The organism is Spartinivicinus marinus (genome assembly GCF_026309355.1).
GTDB lineage: Bacteria > Pseudomonadota > Gammaproteobacteria > Pseudomonadales > Zooshikellaceae > Spartinivicinus > Spartinivicinus marinus.
Genome location: NZ_JAPJZK010000001.1, coordinates 5,976,663 through 5,996,271, shown reverse-complemented (window position 1 = coordinate 5,996,271; position 19,609 = coordinate 5,976,663). Strand labels below are relative to the sequence as shown.

9 protein-coding genes are annotated in these 19,609 nt (G+C 42.1%); 7 read left to right on the top strand and 2 right to left on the bottom strand.

The genetic code is table 11. From position 1 onward, the window contains the following. Positions 1-80: 80 nt before the first annotated feature. The 3 genes from topA (at position 81) to OQE68_RS26410 (ending at position 3,863) form a co-directional block, all read left to right on the top strand. Entirely contained in the window at positions 81-2,744 is a 2,664-nt protein-coding gene (gene topA / locus OQE68_RS26420; protein WP_180570090.1) for a type I DNA topoisomerase, read from the top strand. Then, positions 2,741-3,268: a DUF6586 family protein gene (locus OQE68_RS26415; RefSeq protein ID WP_180570089.1), complete on the top strand. Its 528-nt coding sequence runs from the start codon at positions 2,741-2,743 to the stop codon at positions 3,266-3,268. Before topA ends, OQE68_RS26415 begins: the two co-directional genes overlap by 4 nt. A gap of 85 nt (positions 3,269-3,353) precedes the next feature. Beyond that, entirely contained in the window at positions 3,354-3,863 is a 510-nt protein-coding gene (locus tag OQE68_RS26410) for a thioredoxin family protein (protein WP_180570088.1), read from the top strand. Positions 3,864-3,910: 47 nt separating this feature from the next. On the opposite strand, the gene OQE68_RS26405 is transcribed toward OQE68_RS26410, so the two are convergent. Next, positions 3,911-4,537, bottom strand: a complete 627-nt coding sequence (locus OQE68_RS26405) for an SMI1/KNR4 family protein (protein WP_180570087.1) — start codon at positions 4,535-4,537, stop codon at positions 3,911-3,913. Between the two features lie 216 nt (positions 4,538-4,753). Continuing rightward, a complete protein-coding gene (locus tag OQE68_RS26400; protein ID WP_180570086.1) occupies positions 4,754-4,960 on the bottom strand; it encodes a hypothetical protein in 207 nt (68 codons plus the stop codon). Between the two features lie 288 nt (positions 4,961-5,248). On the opposite strand from OQE68_RS26400, the gene OQE68_RS26395 reads away from it, so the two are divergent. The 4 genes from OQE68_RS26395 (at position 5,249) to OQE68_RS26380 (ending at position 19,412) form a co-directional block, all read left to right on the top strand. After that, complete coding sequence (locus tag OQE68_RS26395; RefSeq protein ID WP_180570085.1) at positions 5,249-6,664, top strand: mannose-1-phosphate guanylyltransferase/mannose-6-phosphate isomerase; 1,416 nt, start codon at positions 5,249-5,251, stop codon at positions 6,662-6,664. A gap of 51 nt (positions 6,665-6,715) precedes the next feature. Beyond that, on the top strand, positions 6,716-7,552 hold the full coding sequence (galU, locus tag OQE68_RS26390) for a UTP--glucose-1-phosphate uridylyltransferase GalU (protein WP_180570084.1): 837 nt from the start codon (positions 6,716-6,718) through the stop codon (positions 7,550-7,552). Between the two features lie 179 nt (positions 7,553-7,731). Then, the gene (locus tag OQE68_RS26385; protein ID WP_180570083.1) at positions 7,732-7,965 is read left to right on the top strand and encodes a hypothetical protein; all 234 of its coding nucleotides are present in this window, start codon (positions 7,732-7,734) and stop codon (positions 7,963-7,965) included. Between the two features lie 668 nt (positions 7,966-8,633). Then, positions 8,634-19,412 (top strand): hypothetical protein, encoded by a 10,779-nt coding sequence (locus OQE68_RS26380; RefSeq protein ID WP_180570082.1) that lies wholly within the window; start codon positions 8,634-8,636, stop codon positions 19,410-19,412. Positions 19,413-19,609: the final 197 nt, after the last annotated feature.

Sequence of the window (19,609 nt, the reverse complement as noted above, 5' to 3'; positions counted from 1 at the left end):
GTCTTATAAAGGCGCAAATTTTTGTAATTGAATTATCTTTTATGGATAAGTTTTGTACGTTTTGGATATAACAGGTCACCATGGGTAAATCACTAGTCATTGTTGAGTCACCAGCAAAAGCCAAAACGATTAACAAGTATTTGGGTAGTGACTTCATTGTTAAGTCATCTGTTGGGCATATTCGAGATCTTCCTACTAGCGGAAGCAAGAAGCCGGTTGATGCGAAAGCGCGAGCAAAAGCAGCGGCAGAAACCCGTAAGCTGTCACCTGAGCAGAAGGCAGTTTATAAAAAGCGCAAGGCTCGTGAGCAACTAGTCGCGCGGATGGGGGTTGACCCAGAAAATAATTGGCAGGCTAATTATGAAATATTGCCTGGCAAGGAAAAAGTCGTTGATGAGCTGAAACGGTTAGCTAAGAATGCTGACAAAATCTACCTAGCAACGGACCTTGACCGAGAGGGAGAGGCCATTGCTTGGCATTTGCGTGAAGCGATAGGGGGTGATAACGAACGCTACCGACGGGTTGTGTTTAATGAAATCACTAAAAATGCTATCAAAGAGGCATTTGAACACCCAGGCCAGCTTAATATGAGTCGGGTCCAAGCCCAGCAAGCCCGTCGCTTTTTGGACCGGGTGGTGGGCTATATGGTGTCACCGTTGCTGTGGAGCAAAATTGCCAGAGGCTTGTCAGCCGGTCGAGTACAATCAGTCGCTGTGCGACTGATTGTTGAGCGTGAGAACGAAATTCGCCAGTTTGTTCCAGAAGAGTTTTGGGAAATTCACGCTGACTTGAACACACCACGGCAAGAGGCGGTTCGCTTTCAAGTCACCAAACAGGCTGGCAAAAGCTTTCGACCTACCAATAAAGCGCAGGCAGATCAGGCGCTGGCTGTCTTAAATCAGGCTACGTATCAGGTTGCTAACGTTGATACGAAGCCAACGAGTACCAAGCCTAATGCGCCTTTTATTACGTCTACTTTACAGCAGGCAGCAAGTACTCGGTTAGGGTTTAGTGTAAAGAAAACCATGACCATGGCTCAGCGGCTTTATGAGGCTGGTTATATTACGTACATGCGTACGGATAGTACCAACTTAAGTGCAGATGCTGTTGCCGCTTGTCGTGATTATATTGTTGATAGTTATGGGAAGCAGTATTTACCTGAGCAGGCTAATTCTTATAGCAGTAAAGAAGGGGCACAAGAAGCTCACGAAGCAATCAGGCCATCTGATGTCAATAGCAAACCAGGCTCAATTAAAGGGCTAGAGCGCGATGCTGAGCGGTTATATGAATTAATTTGGCGACAGTTTGTGGCCTGTCAGATGCCGCCAGCTGAGTATTTAAGTACTAGTGTGGTAGTGGCAGCAGCTGATTTTGAATTACGAACTCGTGGCCGGGTACTGAAATTTGATGGTTTCACCAAAGTGCTGCCTCCTGTCAGTAAAAAGGGCGAAGAAGCTACTTTACCGATTATTAACGTGAATGAGGTGCTGGACTTGCTTAAGCTGGACCCCAGCCAACACTATACCAAGCCACCGGCTCGATTTACTGAAGCTGCATTAGTAAAAGAATTGGAAAAACGGGGGATTGGTAGGCCCTCTACTTACGCATCCATTATTTCAACTATCCAAGATCGAGGCTATGTCAAGCTGGAAACACGCCGCTTTTACGCTGAAAAAATGGGCGACATTGTAACTGAGCGGTTAGTGGAAAGCTTTCATGACCTAATGGATTATAGTTTCACTGCCAATATGGAAGGAGATTTGGACCATATTGCTGAGGGTGAGCTGGAATGGCATAAGCTGCTGGATAAATTTTATGCAAACTTCAGTAAAAAGCTAGCACTGGCTGAGTCTGACTCCAGTACTGGAGGGATGAGGGCGAATGAGCCTACCATGACAGATATTGACTGCCCCACTTGTGAACGCAAAATGCAAGTGCGTACGGCTAGTACAGGCGTATTTTTAGGCTGCTCAGGTTATGCATTACCCCCTAAAGAACGTTGTAAAACCACCATTAATCTGGTGCCTGGTGATGAAGCCATCCATGCTGATGATGATGAGGGTGAAGCTAAAGCCCTTCGAGCTAAGCACCGTTGTGATAAATGTGGTACTGCAATGGACTCTTATCTGATAGATGAAAAACGCAAACTGCACATTTGTGGTAATAACCCAGACTGCTTTGGCTATGAAATAGAGTTAGGGCAGTTTAAGTTGAAGGGCTATGAAGGGCCTGTGCTGGAGTGTGACAAGTGTAGTGCTGAAATGCAGCTGAAAACAGGGCGGTTTGGTAAATATTTTGACTGTACTAATGAGGCATGTAGTAACACTCGTAAACTGCTGAAAAGTGGCGAACCAGCCCCTCCTAAAATGGAACCTGTACCGATGCCAGAGCTGCGTTGCCAGAAAGTTGATGATACTTACATTTTAAGGGACGGAGCGTCAGGGCTGTTTTTAGCGGCCAGTCAGTTTCCCAAGAACCGAGAAACTCGGGCACCGCTAGTGAGTGAGTTGGTTCCTCATCGCAATGAAATTGACCCCAAATACCACTTTTTGATGGAAGCACCGCAACAAGACCCGGATGGTAATCCAACCATTGTGCGGTTTAGTCGTAAAACCAAGGAGCAGTATGTAATGACTGAAGTAGAGGGTAAAGCGACGGGGTGGCGTGCTTTCTTTAAGGATGGCAAGTGGGAAGAGCAGGTCGCTAAAAGTAGAGCTAAAACCAAAGTAGAGGCGGCAAGTTGAGGGGGAAGCTGCTGCTAGGTGAAAAAGTCATTCCTGACAAGGGAGATTTGCAAGCCTTAGTCAAGCAAAAACTTTATTTTGCTGCTGCTTTGTTGCGGCAATATCAGCAACTGTCTGATCCACTGCCTGGTGATCAAGAGGGATTATTACAAGCAGTTGCCTGGCATTTGGTAGCTGCTGTTAATGCCTTTAGTCATGAGCTAGGAGCAGAATATCAGATTCCCTTAGCTGCTCATTACCACTCGTTTGCTGAGCTAAATGATGAGCAACGCCAATCTGCACCAGGGCTAAATAGCTTGCAGCAGCTATTGCAGGAAGGTGATAGCTGGTTAAGCCGTTTGTATGATTATTTCAGTCGTGTAGAGGCCTTGCAGCCAACAACCTTTAGCCAACAAGGCCAGCCAGTAGGAGAACTGGCGCTGATTGCATCCAGCCAAGTGTCCTCTTTTCAAATGTTATCAGATTGCTATCAGGCGTTAGCTGATTTTATTCAGCATTGGCGAGAACAGTTAGTTGAGTATTAATCGCTGGCAGTTGTTATTTCGACAACTGTTGTATGGTATAGCTATATCGTTTTAATGACTGTTATTGGAAATGGAGGCCCAGTTTATGACCCGCTCACTTATTTTGTTTTTGTTTTTTATGAGTATGACCAACTCATTAATGGCTAAAGAACTGCCTTATGATCCTAAGGCTAATGCTAAGCAACAGTTAGCCCAAGCCCAGCTAGCAGCCAAGCAGCAAGATAAACTGCTATTGATTGCTTTTGGGGCTAACTGGTGTCCGGACTGTATTGCTTTGGACAAGGCAATCAGCAGAGGACAGCTCGCTGAACTGATTAAAACTCACTTTGTAACCGTTAAAGTGGATATTGGCCGCTGGGATAATAATATGGATATTGTGAAGGAATACGGCAACCCTGTTAAAAAAGGTATTCCTTCGATTGTCGTGACATCCGCAGATAATAAAGTGTTATTTGCAACGAAAGGTGGCCAACTGGCAACTGCGAGAAGAATGGGGTCTGAAAACTTCTATAGCTTTTTTACTTCGCTCAGTAAGTTGAAAACCCAAACCACAACGGGAGCAGAGGCTCAGTCAAAGGCCGTTCAGGAATTATAAATGTTTAAAACATGTAACGGTGTAAGCGTTGTAGTTTGATGACAGCCTTAGATGGAGTGGTCATCATAAACAACCAGCATGTGGTTATCTTCTTCTACATAAAAGCGCCCTTTACCCAGCCCTTCAGCATACTGCTTGAGGTAATGGGTAAGGGAAGAGGCTAACAGCTCTCGCTGAGCGATTTCATAGCAGTGTTCAAAAACCTGTCCAACAGTTCCTTGGTTGGTAGGGTTAAGGTCAACGAAAACGATGTTAAAACCTGGGTCACCCCCAATGGGAATCCACAGCGGGTCATAATTAAGCGGTTTGACTTCTGGACAGTGGGCTTGATAAACCGTAGCCATTTTTTGAAAGTCTTTACTGTTGTTAAGTGCTATATCATGCTCTAAATGATACTGGCGTTGATTCAGTATCTCCGATACAGAAAATAAATCACCATGGAAAGGTAAAATGCCGCAGGTACATAGGTGATGAAAAAAATTATCCGTTTTCTCACCGCTGACAGCTAACAGAAACGCCCGTAGGTCATTGGGCAGGCTAGTCCCTAGTTCAGCTTCCAATTGTTCAATTTGTTTTTGCGAGGCACCAGCATTTAAAGCATCTAAAAAGACGGGTTGGTTTACTTTAAACCACTTAAGGATTTGCTGCCAGTAACGTAATATAAGGTCCGCCATAATCTGCTACTACTGCTTTTGTTAATCCTAATTATTACGTTTTAGCTAGCAATTAGCTAGTTGTAGGGCTCTCCATTAGTTTTTATGGTTCACAAATTTATTGCAAACTTATAAATAACGGGTTTTACAAACGGCCTGCTTGTTTTAAAAGTATTTAAAAATCAGCCGATTACTGAAATCTCAGGTGTTAGCTGGGATCAGGGTCATTACGGTATTTTATTGAATCACTTCGCGAGCATGCCGCATTCGGCCTACCATGATGAGTTGTGATTTTAAGTTTCTCATTCGATCATTCAGGCGAAATGCTAGTGCTTTTTGTGCAGATTTAAAATTGGGAAAAACAACGAGCTCATCAACTGGGTCAGTGGTCAAGACAATATCGTAACTGTCTTCACTATCACAGGTGATTTTATAGTGATACATAACTGAACTCTGAACTGGCTGAAGTGCTAAGAAGGAAAGATTGTCATCAGACTAGGTTTAAATATAGGTCAGCCATGAGTCGATGCAAGTAATAAATAAAGAGTAGAAATGCCTGGAAAGTCATGTGGACTAGAGGAGATACCCTAGACTATAGAAATCTAGAACTTGTTATGCGGACACTAATTTATTTTTGCCATAACGTTATAAGGTTATTATTGCTGTTTGTTATCAAGATTTATAATGTCGTCATCCAGTTAAGCATAAACTCAATTGAATTAAGGACATTTCATGATAATTCCAGTGATTCTCTCTGGAGGAACCGGTTCTCGACTCTGGCCACTATCCCGTGAGCTTTATCCTAAACAGTTGCTTAATCTGGTTAATCCAGATGCCAGTTTGTTACAAGAAACGGTTAAACGATTGGTAGGATTTAAGGAAGTAGAGGCACCTGTTGTGGTGTGTAATGAAGAGCATCGTTTCATGGTAGCAGAGCAGCTCAGGCAAATAGCCCAGCCGGCAGAAAGTATTATCTTAGAGCCTATAGGTAGAAACACTGCACCCGCTATTGCAGTAGCTGCACATAAAGCGATGCAGCTTAGCAGCGAAGCAATATTATTAGTACTACCAGCAGATCACGCTATTCAAAAATTAGAAGCCTTTTATAAGGCAATTCTCTATGGTCAGCAACATGCCCAACAGGATCGACTCGTTACCTTTGGGATTGTTCCAGACCGTCCAGAAACTGGCTATGGCTACATTAAAGCGTCTGAATCACTTGGCTTTTCAGGCCATAAAATTGATTGTTTTGTTGAAAAGCCTGATCAGACAACAGCTGCAGGTTATGTGGCAGAAGGGGGCTACTTTTGGAATAGCGGGATGTTTATGTTTAAAGCAGCGACTTATCTAGCAGAGTTACAGGCCTATGCGGTAGATATTTATAATGCAGCGAAGCAAGCATTTGATGACGCTAAAACAGACTTGGATTTTTTACGTTTGGATAAAGCCAGCTTTACTGCTTGTCCGGAGGACTCAATTGACTATGCAGTAATGGAAAAAACTAATAAAGGCGTAGTCATTCCTACTGATATTGGCTGGAGTGATGTGGGGTCTTGGCGAGCACTGGCCGAGTTGCACGCTTCTGATGCACATGGAAACAGCCAATTGGGCGATGTGATATTAAGGGATACTGAAAACTGTTATTTGCGTAGTGAAAAACGTTTGCTAGCTGCTGTTGGAGTAAAAAATCTGGTAGTGGTGGAAACTGATGATGCCGTGTTAGTTGCTCATAAAGATAAAGTACAAGATGTCAAAAAAATTGTTGAAGAGTTAAAAAGCCATCAGCGCCCTGAGTATATGCTGCATAAAAAAGTGTATCGTCCTTGGGGGAGCTATGAGGGCATTGATGAAGCAGAACGCTTTCAAGTTAAGCGGATCACTGTTAAACCGGGAGCGAGTTTATCATTACAGATGCACCATCATCGGGCAGAACATTGGATAGTCGTTAAGGGTACAGCAAAGGTGACGTGCGGAGAAAAAGAGTATCTGGTAGCTGAAAATGAGTCCACTTATATACCGCTGGGTGAGCAGCACCGGCTGGAAAACCCAGGAAAAATTTCTTTGGAGTTAATTGAGGTGCAGTCTGGTAGCTATTTGGGAGAAGATGATATAGTTAGGTTTGATGACGTTTATGGACGATCCCAATAAAGGATTTGTCTTTGTGAGCAGTATTTGTCAAATAGTGAAGTCAATAAACTAATGATCAAAAAGTGTCTTTTTCCTGCTGCGGGTTATGGAACCCGCTTTTTACCGGCAACTAAGTCAATGCCAAAAGAGATGATGCCAGTTGTGAATAAACCGCTGATCGAATACGGGGTAGAAGAAGCGCTGGCAGCAGGTTTAAATGAAATTAGTATTGTTACTGGTCGAGGGAAGCGAGCACTTGCTGATCACTTTGACACCAACTATGAGCTTGAGCATCAAATAAAAGGCACTGACAAAGAGCCAATGCTAAACGATATTCGTCGTTTAATTGATGAGTGTAGTTTTTCTTATACCCGACAACAGGAAATGAAAGGGTTGGGTCATGCCATTTTGACTGGTCAAACCTTAATCGGTGATGAGCCTTTTGCAGTTTTGCTGGCGGATGACTTATGCATTAACCAAGGTGATGGTGTTCTTTCTCAAATGGTACGTTTATTCAAGCAATTTCGCTGTAGTATAGTAGCCATTCAGGAAGTGCCTGCAGATGAAACCGGAAAATACGGCATTATTGCAGGCGATATGATTCGAGAGGATCTATACAGAATTACCGATATGGTAGAAAAACCTGCACCTGAAGATGCGCCCTCCAGTTTAGCCATAATCGGTCGGTATATTTTAACCCCTGATATCTTTGACATTATTCGTAATACCTCTCCTGGTAAAAATGGTGAAGTTCAAATTACAGATGCATTATTACAGCAAGCTAAAGATGGCTGTGTATTAGCCTATCGATTCAAAGGTAAACGCTTTGATTGTGGTAGTGTTGATGGTTATATTGCTGCAACTAATTATTGTTATGATCAGTTTTACCAAAAAAATAATGGTGGTTAGTGATTATTTCCTATCATTAAAATGTAATTAGAGAAGCTTAATTAGTCTACCCTAACACTGTATGGTTTTTCAGCAAATATACGGTAACTGACAGATTATTCTGATAATGGCTTTGTCAAGTGCTCGTGAGATGGTAGAATCAAATACTTGTCCCTAACGATAATGGTGAGAGTCTGTAGATGCCTTCTTATTTAGAGATAGTTGAACTGCCAGATGGTAATATTGCACTACAGCGTTCTGATGCTGATGAAAAGCCATTAGTGACAATATCATTTTCTGAAGAGGCTAAAGCCTTTTTACAGGATAATTATATTGAGGTGGCCAAAGCAATGTTGAGTGCTGGTATCCATATGGTGGGTATTATGGCTGAGACAACAACAGAAGAAGATGAAAGCAACCGGGTCATTCATTAAGGCCTGGTTATCACTTTATGAATATGCCGACGTTTGATAGTTTTGCGTTATCTGTTTAGTTTTTCAAAGCGTTGGTATTTGTTTTTGACTCGTTAGCGGGTCAACTCCCTTATCCCTCCTTGTTTCAATTCATGCCAATAACATAGTCATTACTAAATGACACACGGCAAACATGCTTTTGATAATGTAATAAGTTAGGCACTAATAAATTAGCTTTTTATTGTTTTATAATTCAGTGTGTTATTGCTTATTAGAGTGGATGGGTTGTGATATAATTCACAGTTATTTACCTGTTGTTGAGTGTTGGTTTGTGTGAATAAAGGGCATAATTGGTTTAATAGTCAAATTAAATAAAATATAAGTGAGTAAATAATAAGCTGTGTTTTGGATCTCAAAGGCAGCCTTAAAATGATACATTAATCAAAATAAATATGAGAAGTTGTTAAGTAAATTATAAAATAGCTTAATACTAAAAAAATTAATAAAGAAAAATTTAATATAAACAGAATATAGTTAAAGTGAATGGTTTGTCATTCGCTAAGAATATATACCCAAAGCGTAGGGTTTTAAGCATTCGCTAAGGGCATAATGAGATAAGAGTATAAAAAAGGAAATAGTGCACAGGAAGGTGGCCGTTAAAAAAATATAGTGACCATTAGGGGAAATATATGCGAATACCTTCTTCGAGTCATTCGTCTGTTGATTTGTCAAAAAATGTTGATAGTCAGGTAAGTAATACTGACCTTCAGAAAAAAAGCGACGATTTAGCGACTAATAAGTCACCCTTCAATATATCAGATAACCCTCAATTAGAGTCAATTAATTCATCTTTAAAAAGACTGCCTGTTTACGGTAATACAGGCATATTAGATGCTTATAATCAGGAAGGGCATCGAACTCATTTTCGAGTGAATAATAAAGGCCAGTTAGAGTATTGGCGCTCAGATGCTAAAAAGCATACTCCTTTTGGCCTAATTAAATTAAAAGCCAAATTTAAACCAGTGCAACAAGTATTTGCTGATGGTAAATGGCCAGTAAAAGGTAAGGTTGATGCGTTAATCCCTGGTGTAAATGGAGGCGCTTTGGCGCTCATTGAAGGCAAGTTATATCAGCTGTCTACGGATGGTTTTGCTAAGCCTTGGGATAAAGCCAATGTGTATGGTGACATTACTAATGCTTTTGTCCGTAATGACGCTGTTATTTTTGTGCTCAAAAACGGTACTATAGGACGGGGAGCCCCTGGTTCTGATAACCAGATCAGTCGTGTTGCATCTCCCAGCTTAGAACAACCATTACAAGCGGGTGACCAATTATTTATTGATAATAAAGGTGTCTGGTGGAAGTTTCAGGCAGGTGAGCTGGCCCGCCATAATCCCACCTCTCTGCAATGGCAAGCCGTTTCTCCTCAAACAGAAAGCATTAATCGTTACGATAGTGTTGTCATTTCTGAGTCTGGCCAGGTATTTGGCTTTTTTCAGGAAAATAATCAACCAGTACAAGAAGATGTAATTACTGGAAAACGTTTAGACCCTGCAATTAGCACTCAAACCGTTGATGGCACACTGCGTGATGCATTTACCTTTCATGCCACTGCGGACAATGGTCAGCAAATAACCTTAGGTGCTGGCTTAGATAAAAATGGTCAGCTGACGGGCTATATTGAAGCGCCAGGTAATGGCCAGGATAAACCTGCACAGCGATTGGCCGTTTTATTTCCAGATGGTAACCCCATAACAGGCATTCAACATCTGCGAGCTGGTAAGGATGGAACGCTTTATTTCGTGCGGGCTGGCAACGTATACAGTACATCAGTTGCTGAAGGCCAATGGACCCAGCCGCAAGAGGTATATAAACATACCAGCAATACCCAAGCATTAGATGTAGCCGTGGCACGTGACGGAAAAACAGCCATCTTATTGTCTAATGGCACTTTACTGGGCGCTGGTTTACCTGAGCCTTTAGCGGGTAATTATCCTGAAGGCCAATTATCACAACTTGCTTACGACAGTTCAGGTAGTTTATGGGCGATTACAGACCAAGGTGGTCTATTAAAGTTTGATCAGACCGGTAAAGTAGTGCTCTCTTCAAAGGTCGCAGCTGAGGCCTCTGGCACTGAAATTCCTGTATTTAAGCAATTATCCACGGCTGCAAAAGATGGCTTAATACGACTGATTGATAGCAATGGTAAAGGTTATTTTATTGGGTCAACGGTTCAAAGTGGTGAGTTGGCAAATGCCTTGGCAACGTCACAAAGACCCAATTTGCCAGGTAAAGGACAAGTGGTCCGAGTGCCAGGCGGAAAATGGACAGAAACCTTTTTAGGCTTATTACCCGGTGGACATACCGTATCAGGAAAAACGGATAAATTTGCCACTGTGCTATTTAAAGAAAAACTTAACCGAAGAATATTAAGCAGTATTCGTGAATATATGGCAGCCCATATCAAAACACCCGTGCAAAAAGGTGTAAAAGGGTTGTGGCGAAAAATTCAAAATGCTGTTCAAGCAGATGGACCTATGTTCAAGGAAGGTGGGTCAGGCAGTGTTTATCAGGAAATAAAACGAATTGTTGCCAACAATGCTAGCTTTCAAGGCAATAAAGTCACCTTACGTAATACGGATACGAGTTTTAAAACAGTTATTGATGAAAATGCAAAAATTGTTGCCGAAATTAAGCAACTTATTAATTACGACGAACTAACACGTCCTGAAAATGGCTCATTTTTAAATAAAGTAAAAGGAGAAGTTCAGCGGGTTAGAAAAGCGGAAGGTTTTGATGCCAATAACCTAATTTTTCAATTAGCTGAATCACCTGTTTTAGATCAGCAAACTCGTCAGTTTATGTATGAACTCCTGGATTTAGGGGTATTTGTTGACCGATCTGCACCTGGTGGCGTTTTACAAGCTAAATTATTGCAAAATGCAGATACTTTACGTCAACTGCATCAAGGGGAGACAGTCGATATTGCTGCTGCTCGCAATAGTGCTATCAGTAAAGCCTATGCGCAAGGTTTCCGTAGTTTGCCTGAAATGTATAACCTGGAAAAAGCAGTCAAAGGGTTAAGTGGCGACTTACAAAACCCTGATAGTGAATTATCAAAAGCCTGGCGAGAAGTGACTGGTGTAGCTAAATCGGCTGGCCAAGAGGCGTTAGTCGCGGCGATTAAAAATAAAATTGCGGCGCTACCAGTGGGTGAAAGTCTGACATTATCAAGGAGTCGTGGGGTAGAAGTCAGTTTAACTGGGAAAAGGGCAATTAGTAGAGATCTAAACCCTGCTTCTTTAACCCTTTATGCAGGGCCTAAAGGTCACTGGAAAATAGCGCCAAGCTTAACCATTAATAAAAAAGCAGACGGCAGCATAGGTATATCTATTTCGTATAGCCGCGATGCTGGAGCGGGGATTGGCGCTGAATTTATTGCGGGTACAGGTGTTGCCGGTGGTGTATCTGTTTCCGCGGTATTAGGTGCAGGCATTGTGGGCAATCAGGTTCGCTCTGCCACCTTTGGTACCACCGTTGGGAATCAAGATGATTTTATTACGAAATTAACCGGTGGCGATTTATCGTTAACGGATGTCCGCGCTATGTCCAATAGTGCAGGTACTGTTGCGAGAAAAAGTGTTGTAGGGGTATCTGCCAGTGCTTATGTCAATGGGGGTGTTAATGCACCAGCTTTAGCGGTACTTGAGGACACACCTGGAAGAACACAGTTTCTTTTTTCTGTAAAACCCGTGAGAGCTGAAGGAGCCGTTAATGGGAATTGGGCTTCAGGAGCTACCACTGGCGCTAATGGGGTAGAGGGTGCTCATAGCAGCAGTAGTCGTAGTGCTACCGTTGGCTATGGCATTATGCCTTTTTACTCCGGTGTGGTGTTTGGTCAGGAAGATGCTGACAAAGTCAGGCCATTAGAGCCTTATTATAAGAAAATACGTACCCTCACTGTATTATCCGATAGCTTGGCAATTAATTTGTCATTTGAGGCAGATACCGCATTAGGCAATGCCGCTCAGCGGGTGAAAGGGATAACGGTTTCAGAGTCTCTGGACCCTGGCGCATTGGCGGGTGGAAAATTACAAGAAGCAAAAACACGTTTAACTGGCTTAATTAATCGTAACCCTCAGGATAGTGAACTTCAAGCCTCTGTTGAAACCGTTTTAGAGGCAGCCAAACAAGGCAGTAGTCTTTCTATTAGTTATGAACTGACGACAGAAGGTGTACGTCAGTTTAACCAGGAAGGTAATGGCCAGCAGTGGTTAAAACGGCTTCATAATGAGTCGTTAACCAACCCAGCAGCTCATGGGGATTTAATCCGAATTAAATCGGTAAGTTTAAGTAAGTCTGCAAGCCATGGCACTTCGGGTGGTGCGGTGATTCTAGCGGGAGCCGTATCATCTGGTACGATCAACGAAAGTGTGTCACTAGGGACGGTGTCGTTTAAATACGACACTAGTCATAATCAGCCTTCATTAGATAAGCGTTCAGGTGCTTTATTTGTGGACTCTGTCAGTGGAGTCACACCGGGTGTTAATCCTGGTGGAAAAATCCCTGCCCATGTTGAGGCATTTGCTAACCAAATCAGTCAGTCAGGTCGCTGGAATTATGCCGGTGCAGATGTAGCTCCCTTAGCGATTGCTAAGGCATTGGGGGTGACCTTTGATCTTGAGCATACACGCAATGTAGTAGATACGCTGCACGGTGGTCGTAACCTGCGTGGCAAGTTGATTCATTCAAGACCTACCAATATGATAGATAGTGACCATTACTTGGTGCGAGGTCGAAATGGTCGGGTTTATTCGATGCCCGCAGATGGTGACTGTTTATTCCATGCCATTAATTTTCTGCAAAATCCAGGTGATTACCAGATTAGTGCAGATAAACCCTTAATTGGCCAGATTCAGCTGGTTGCAAAGCCTGAAGCAACTGAGCGTATTCAATTGATGCGTAATCAAGTGGCCGATTGGGTCAGAGCGAACCCTGGGGCATTAAGTGACCTGATTCAATCTGATATTGTTGCTTCATTAGGTGATTTGAGAGGCAGTGGCAGTTCGCCAACGGCCCAGCAATACGACAGATTTAGTCAAAGTTTAGAGGTGGCTGATCAAACGATAAAAGCTGATGACAGTGCTGCTAATAATCAAAAAGTACGGGATATTGATAATGCTCGATTAATTCAATATACCTTTGACCAGTCAAAAAGGATGCTTTCCGTGGGAAAGCAGCATGGCTTAAGTGTTGAGCTATCCCCAGCTGTTAATAAAAAGCAAAACACTTTGCTGGCTGATGTATTATCTATGGCCAATGCTTTACATCAAGAGGGAGATGTTAAAGGGTTGTTAGCCAGCAAAAGCCAAAGTCGATTTGTTAGTGAATTAATCAAACAAAATAAGAACAGTGCCGTCGAAACGGCGGCTTATCAACGTTACAGCGAAGCACAATCAGACATTGTTCAGGCAGCTAAGATCAACAAGGACTATCGTGTCAATCTGGGTGAGTTTGGTGTAGCCGCTATTGCAGAAAAAGCCACGGCAGGTGGTGATCAGTCTTTGATTTTTCGTTCTGGCCGGCATCGGTATTTAGTAGCAAATAATAAGGGGAAATTATCCTTTTACGATCCAGCGGTGGGTTGGGTCAGTGGTTTTAAAAATAAAGCGGATGTAGTGAGCTTTTTAAACCAGTACTTTTCTGATTCGGCACAATTGAACTTGGGAATTAATCCTAATCAGTTTCAAGTGCAGTTGATTCAAGATAATTTTTATCAAGATGCCAGGATTGCTCAGGCAACCCAGCAATTACAGCAGTCACTTCCCGTTGAACTAGAAAGACTCTCTAATCAAGACCTCCAGCAAGGGCTACTCAAAGTAAATGGTCAGCAAGTGAGCCGTACTCAGCTTTGGTTATTAGGTGCCCAAATTAATGGCCAACCTATCGCTGCTGATCGGTTGGTGAATGGGGGGGTAGCTAATCTTAAATTTAACAGTGAGGTATTACAGCAGTTTCTAAGTACTGCCCCTCAAGCTGACTTTGCAGAAGGAGCGAAAATCCTCAAAACATTGGCTCAGCTACAGGATCGGCCGGTTGCTGCATTAATTGATGGAGATCTCTCAAGCCGGCTACAAACGGTCGTTGATAACATTGATAAAGCACCATCAGCATTAACCGATAGCCAGGTCCAAACACTGCAAAATAAGCTAAACGGTAATACGACGCGGGTTAGTGTAAAAGGGATTGCGTCTCAGGTACCAGGTGTCGGGTTGCAAGCGTGGGGGATTTATTCTGGTATTAAGGCCGCAGATGCAGCATTTGAAAAAGGTGATATTCAAGAAGGAGTCATTCAAACTGGTAGTGTATTAGCCAATATTGCCTCTATTCCTGCCGAAATAGCCTTAAATCGTAGTCTTCCTAAATTAAGTCAACGATTAATTGCCCGCTCGGTTAGCAGTAGCAGCCGACTGGCAACCTCATCGGCCAGTCGCTTAGGCCAGGCTTTGGGTCGTAGTGGTGGTGCATTGGCAGCCTTAATTACATTGCCATTTGATATTTATACTGCAGCTAAAGCCTTTTCTGATGCTCAAGGGGAAGGGTTAACTGATAAGCAACGACAGGATTTGTATGTGCAGGGGGGCTTTGCTGTCGCGGGAGCTGTGACTGCATTAAGTCTGGGAGTTGCCGCTATTTTTACAGGTAGTGCTGCGTTGGGCCCTATTGGTTTAGGTATTAGTGTAGGGCTGATAGTCGGTGCACAAATTTATTCGGCTGTACGACAGGTGGAAGATGCTTGGGAATATGTACCGGAGCTAGATGATTGGCGCCATCGTTTACGTCAAGGCTGGCTGGCTTTTTGGGGCCAGGATATGGATGAATGGGTGACCGATGCCTTTAAAGCTAATAAAACCCAGCATGATGTGATTGAACAAACTCGCCAGCGTTCCGCAGAATTACTCCAAGGTGAACTAGGTAATGTTGTAGACACTATAGTTTATGGAGATATTGATGTAGCGATTGAAGATGTGAAGGTATATCACTACGAAGGTGGCTATGAAACGGTTCGAGAACCAAAAGTGAATGGCGCTGATGATGTTATTTTTGCACAAAATGGTTTGCAAGGTATAAAAAATGCAGTTTCTGCCAATATAGATCCTGAAAAAGCCGTTTTGTTTAATATTGGTGGTGGTAGTGACACGGTTTTTGGTGTAACAAATAAAAAGAATGAGTTTATTTTTGGTAAAGGAGCGAAAAACCTGAAAGGTGGAAATTTGAATGATAACTTTATGTTTTCAGTCGATTTCTCCGATATGGAAAACTTTTATAATAATTTGGATAATTATAAGGATAGAATTTTCTTCGAAATTGATGGGCAAGGAGGTGATAATACTTTAACCATTAATGCCCAAACCTACCGAAAATACACTCACACAGAACAGGCTTACTCAGGTTTTATTATTGATTTGGAGCAAGGTAAAGTTTGGTTAAAAAACACTGGAAAAACCGGTGATGAGGCCAAAGGTCCACAAATAGGAGAGTTGAAAAATATTCAGCATACACTGGGCTCTGGATCAGATGGAGATGCGACCAGCTCAGGTTCTGATTATATTATTGGTACAAACGACAGTAACCGTATTTTAGCCAACAAAGGTGACCAGGTATTTGCCAAGGGTGGTAATGATGTCATTACCTTGTCTGATTATGCAAAAGTCGATGGGGGTGATGGTCAGGATATTTACCTGATAAAACGAGATGCCCGTGATGTTCACATTACTGAAAATGGCCAAGATGCTTCTGTTGTACGGTTAGAATTTGCGTTGGACGAAATTGCTGATTGGCAGTTGGTTAATAAAAATATTGTTATTCGACTAAAAGAGGCTGGCACAGTGACAGTCCATGATATTTATACTGAATACAATAATCAGTGGCAGCTAAAAAATAATCAAATCAGCTTCCAATCCCATGATGGCTTCATGTTGATGCCTAACTTACCAGCACAACGTCAAGCATTAGCCGTTGATCAAGCAGAATCTATTCAGCTACATACCCGCTACTTGAAAGCAGGGGATAGAACCTATTTCAATCAGCAAACCGGGGTGACGATAGACCTTAATGACAATCGGATTGATGGCAACAATCAAGGGGGTGTCTATCAGCAGGATGAGTTTGAAAAGTTGGATAAAACGCAGTTAATTGTTTTACAAGGAGATGATGATCACCAAAATGCACCAGCAGGCGCTCGATATTTTATTGAACGTGGTGCTGGAGAAAACGTTATTAAGCCACAAGCCCAAGATCGCAAGAACCCCGTAACTAATAAGGTATTCTTAGACTATGATGCTACTGAAATAACGGCTATTGAAACTCGCTATCGTAATGAAACCTATAGTGCAGGTTATCGCCGCAAAGATTACAGTTTGGTTGTTTCATTGAGTGATGGGCGTCAAGTTATCTTGGAAAATATTATTGATACGACACTTCATGTGTATGATGCGCTTGCTAGAGGTGGGGAAACGCTTCGGGACTTTGTACTGGTGACACGTGATGGTATTGAGTATTCATTGAAGGATTATGGTGGATCAAAAACGCTTGCAACTGAAAGTCATTATCATGGTAAAAATAATAATGGTACTTTCTTAGTTGATACACATAAAACGCTCAACCAAAAAGACTATAAATTATCAGACTGGCAGTGGGGTGAGGGTAAAAAGTTAGACGCCCGTTATCAATTATCCGCAGAAGGAACGGCTTATGCTGATACCCTGATTGGCAATGAACAAGCTAATGTTCTACGAGGCTACGGTGGTGATGACTTGATGCAAGGCAATGATGGTCATGATACCTATGTGATTGGTGCCTTCGAGGGAACAGTGACGATTAATAACCAGGCAACGGATAATAAAATCGATAACCTGGTCATCGGGGCTGGGTTTAATGATATTACCAGCCGTCGTGATGGTATGAATCTAGTATTAAATGCACGGCTGCCTAGACCCACTGAAGTGGGAGGCGTGGATTATATTAATCGGCAAGTAGTGATTGAAAACTACTTTGTCAGTGATACTTTCCGTCATCTGAGTATTGTATCTAATGAAGGATTACAACAAGAACTGGTAGTTGATGAGCTAGGTAATATTAGTCGTATTATTGGAGCTAAAGCATTAACACCTCAGCAACAACAGTTGTTGGAAACAGACGCCATTGATGAAAGGTTACTAAATCGTCAAGCCTCCGAGTTAAGTGTAGCTGAAAAAATAGATTACAGTAGCCATCAACAAGCACTGAATGTTTTATTAGACAGCAATGGTTTTGTATCAGATCGCTTTAGAGGCACTGCATTTGATGATGTGGTGAGTTTGACCAGTGTAGGTAAATTTGGTGAGCTGATTTTGGAGTATAACCCGTTTAAAGTGATACCTAATATTGATTTAGGCGCGGGCAATAATACCCTTGATTTAAGCCAACTAGCTGCTAGCCATATTGATGCGCAATTGATCTATGGTTCTAGTATTTATGTTTATGATGACAGCCAGGATCAGCCACAGGAAATTCGGATTAACAATATTGCCAATATCATAGGTACAGCAGGGAATGATAAGTTAACAGGCTATAATGGTGGTAATAAGCTGTTAGGTGGTGCTGGTGACGACATCATTGATGGGAAGGAAGGCGCAAATACCCTAGTCGGTGGCAAAGGTAACGACCAGATATATAGTGGCTCTGATCAAGATAAAATTATTTACCGGAAAGGAGATGGCCGTGACACTATCAATGGGAATACTGTCAATGATGTGTTGTTACTAAAAGACATCAGCTTATATGACCTGCATTTTTCGTTAACGGATAAAAATACCTTATTAATTTCTTTTAAAGGTCAGCCTAATGATCAAATTGAAATTGTCCGCTGGCAAGCAAGTTATCATTTTAATTTGGTGGCTCAAGATGGGATAATCGATAAACGCAGTATTGATCAATTAATACCTGCTTTAGCTTCCATTAATCCTAATGATTGGGCAAATGGCTCGGCTAGCTTAAATCATTCTCAACAAACCCAACTAGCGAATAGCTGGACAGTCACTGCAGCGGAATTAAAGGGTGACGATAATCAACTATCAGTACTTATTGGGCGTCAAGGAGATGACCAGTTAACGGCTGGATTGGCCGGTAGCATTGTTCGAGGAGGAGACGGCAATGATACGTTAATAGATAATATGGGTAATGATTTATTAAATGGTGAGAAAGGTAATGACATTATTAAATTTATCGCAGCAGGTGAGGATATAGCCAGCGGTGGTGAGGGTAGTGACACTTATCAAGTAAGTACTAGTAGTCGTGGTTTAAAAATTATTGATAATCAGGCCAATAGTGGTGATGACATTTTGGTGCTCGATCAGGTTGATTCCTTTGAAAATCTGCAGTTAGCTCGGCAAGGACAGGACTTACATTTACTGGTAAAAAGCAAAGAAGGACAACTGGAGTTAACCAATACAACAGAAGTTGTGGTTAAGAATTTTTATCTGTCTGATGCTTATCAACACTTATCGTTGATTTTAGCGGATGGTAATGAAGTTTTGGCTACTGATTTAGCTGGTATGGCTAATCTGGCACCGCCCAGAAGCGAACTGACTTCCATTCATTTGACTGCTGAAAGTAACAGTCTTAAAACTGACTACCGTCATCATCAAGGCCTTGTATCAACGATGTTAGATAATCAACTGTCAGATCAAACGGCTTTCTATGGCAGTGATTATAGTGATACCCTCAAGGTACAACGGTTTGGAGAAATTAGTACCATCGACTTAGGTAAAGGGGTTAACACAATCGATTTAAGCCAACAAACAGCACCAGTTTCTGTTGATTTAAATGGACAAGCCGGTAGGACAGCAGCAACCTTACATACCGAAGAATCAGGCAAGCAAGCCAATATAACCCTTAAAGGTGTACAACATGTAGTCGGTAGTGCGACGGCAACAAATGCCTTGGTTGGCAATAGCCAGCGCAATATTTTAATTGGTGGTCACCAAGCAGATCAGCTGTTTGCCGTGGCGGGTGAAAACACTCTGGAGGCAGGTAAGGGCAATGATACCATTGTGAGTGGTAGTGGCAAGGATACCATTATTTTTAACTCAGGAGATGGGCGAGATAGCCTTTCAGGCAATACTACGGGCGATGCGTTAGTGTTGAAAAACATTAGCCTGCATGACGTTCACTTTAGTTTACAAGATAATAATCAATTGAATATTAGTTTCAAAGGTTCAACACAGGATAAAGTGATCGTAAAACAATGGAACAATAACCAAGCATTTAATGTGGTGACCGATAATGGAGTGATTGATAAGTCAGGAATTGAACAGTTGATCCAGGCGCTGTCAGGCTTTACAGAAACCCAATGGTCTCAAGGAGGAGGGGTGTTGAATAATATTAAAGAGCAAATAACCAGTAGTTGGGTGATTACCCAATCGTAAACAACAAAATTCATACTCAATCAGAACCTGATATACCCTTCATAACGGATATATCAGGTTTTTTTTTTTGCCTTTTCTATAGCGATACTATTTTATAGGGTAATTCTATACATTAGTCGTAAGGGTAGAGAATCCTAGTTGTTAAATGAGTTTTCCTATTGTTAAATGATGACTTACTTGATAAGGGTTGTGAATTT

Bases quoted from the DNA above. Each gene is read 5' to 3' on its own strand.
- topA (WP_180570090.1), top strand. From the start codon at position 81: ATGGGTAAATCACTAGTCATTGTTGAGTCACCAGCAAAAGCCAAAACG.
- OQE68_RS26410 (WP_180570088.1), top strand. From the start codon at position 3,354: ATGACCCGCTCACTTATTTTGTTTTTGTTTTTTATGAGTATGACCAAC.
- OQE68_RS26405 (WP_180570087.1), bottom strand. From the start codon at position 4,537: ATGGCGGACCTTATATTACGTTACTGGCAGCAAATCCTTAAGTGGTTT.
- OQE68_RS26400 (WP_180570086.1), bottom strand. From the start codon at position 4,960: ATGTATCACTATAAAATCACCTGTGATAGTGAAGACAGTTACGATATT.
- OQE68_RS26395 (WP_180570085.1), top strand. From the start codon at position 5,249: ATGATAATTCCAGTGATTCTCTCTGGAGGAACCGGTTCTCGACTCTGG.
- galU (WP_180570084.1), top strand. From the start codon at position 6,716: ATGATCAAAAAGTGTCTTTTTCCTGCTGCGGGTTATGGAACCCGCTTT.
- OQE68_RS26385 (WP_180570083.1), top strand. From the start codon at position 7,732: ATGCCTTCTTATTTAGAGATAGTTGAACTGCCAGATGGTAATATTGCA.
- OQE68_RS26380 (WP_180570082.1), top strand. From the start codon at position 8,634: ATGCGAATACCTTCTTCGAGTCATTCGTCTGTTGATTTGTCAAAAAAT.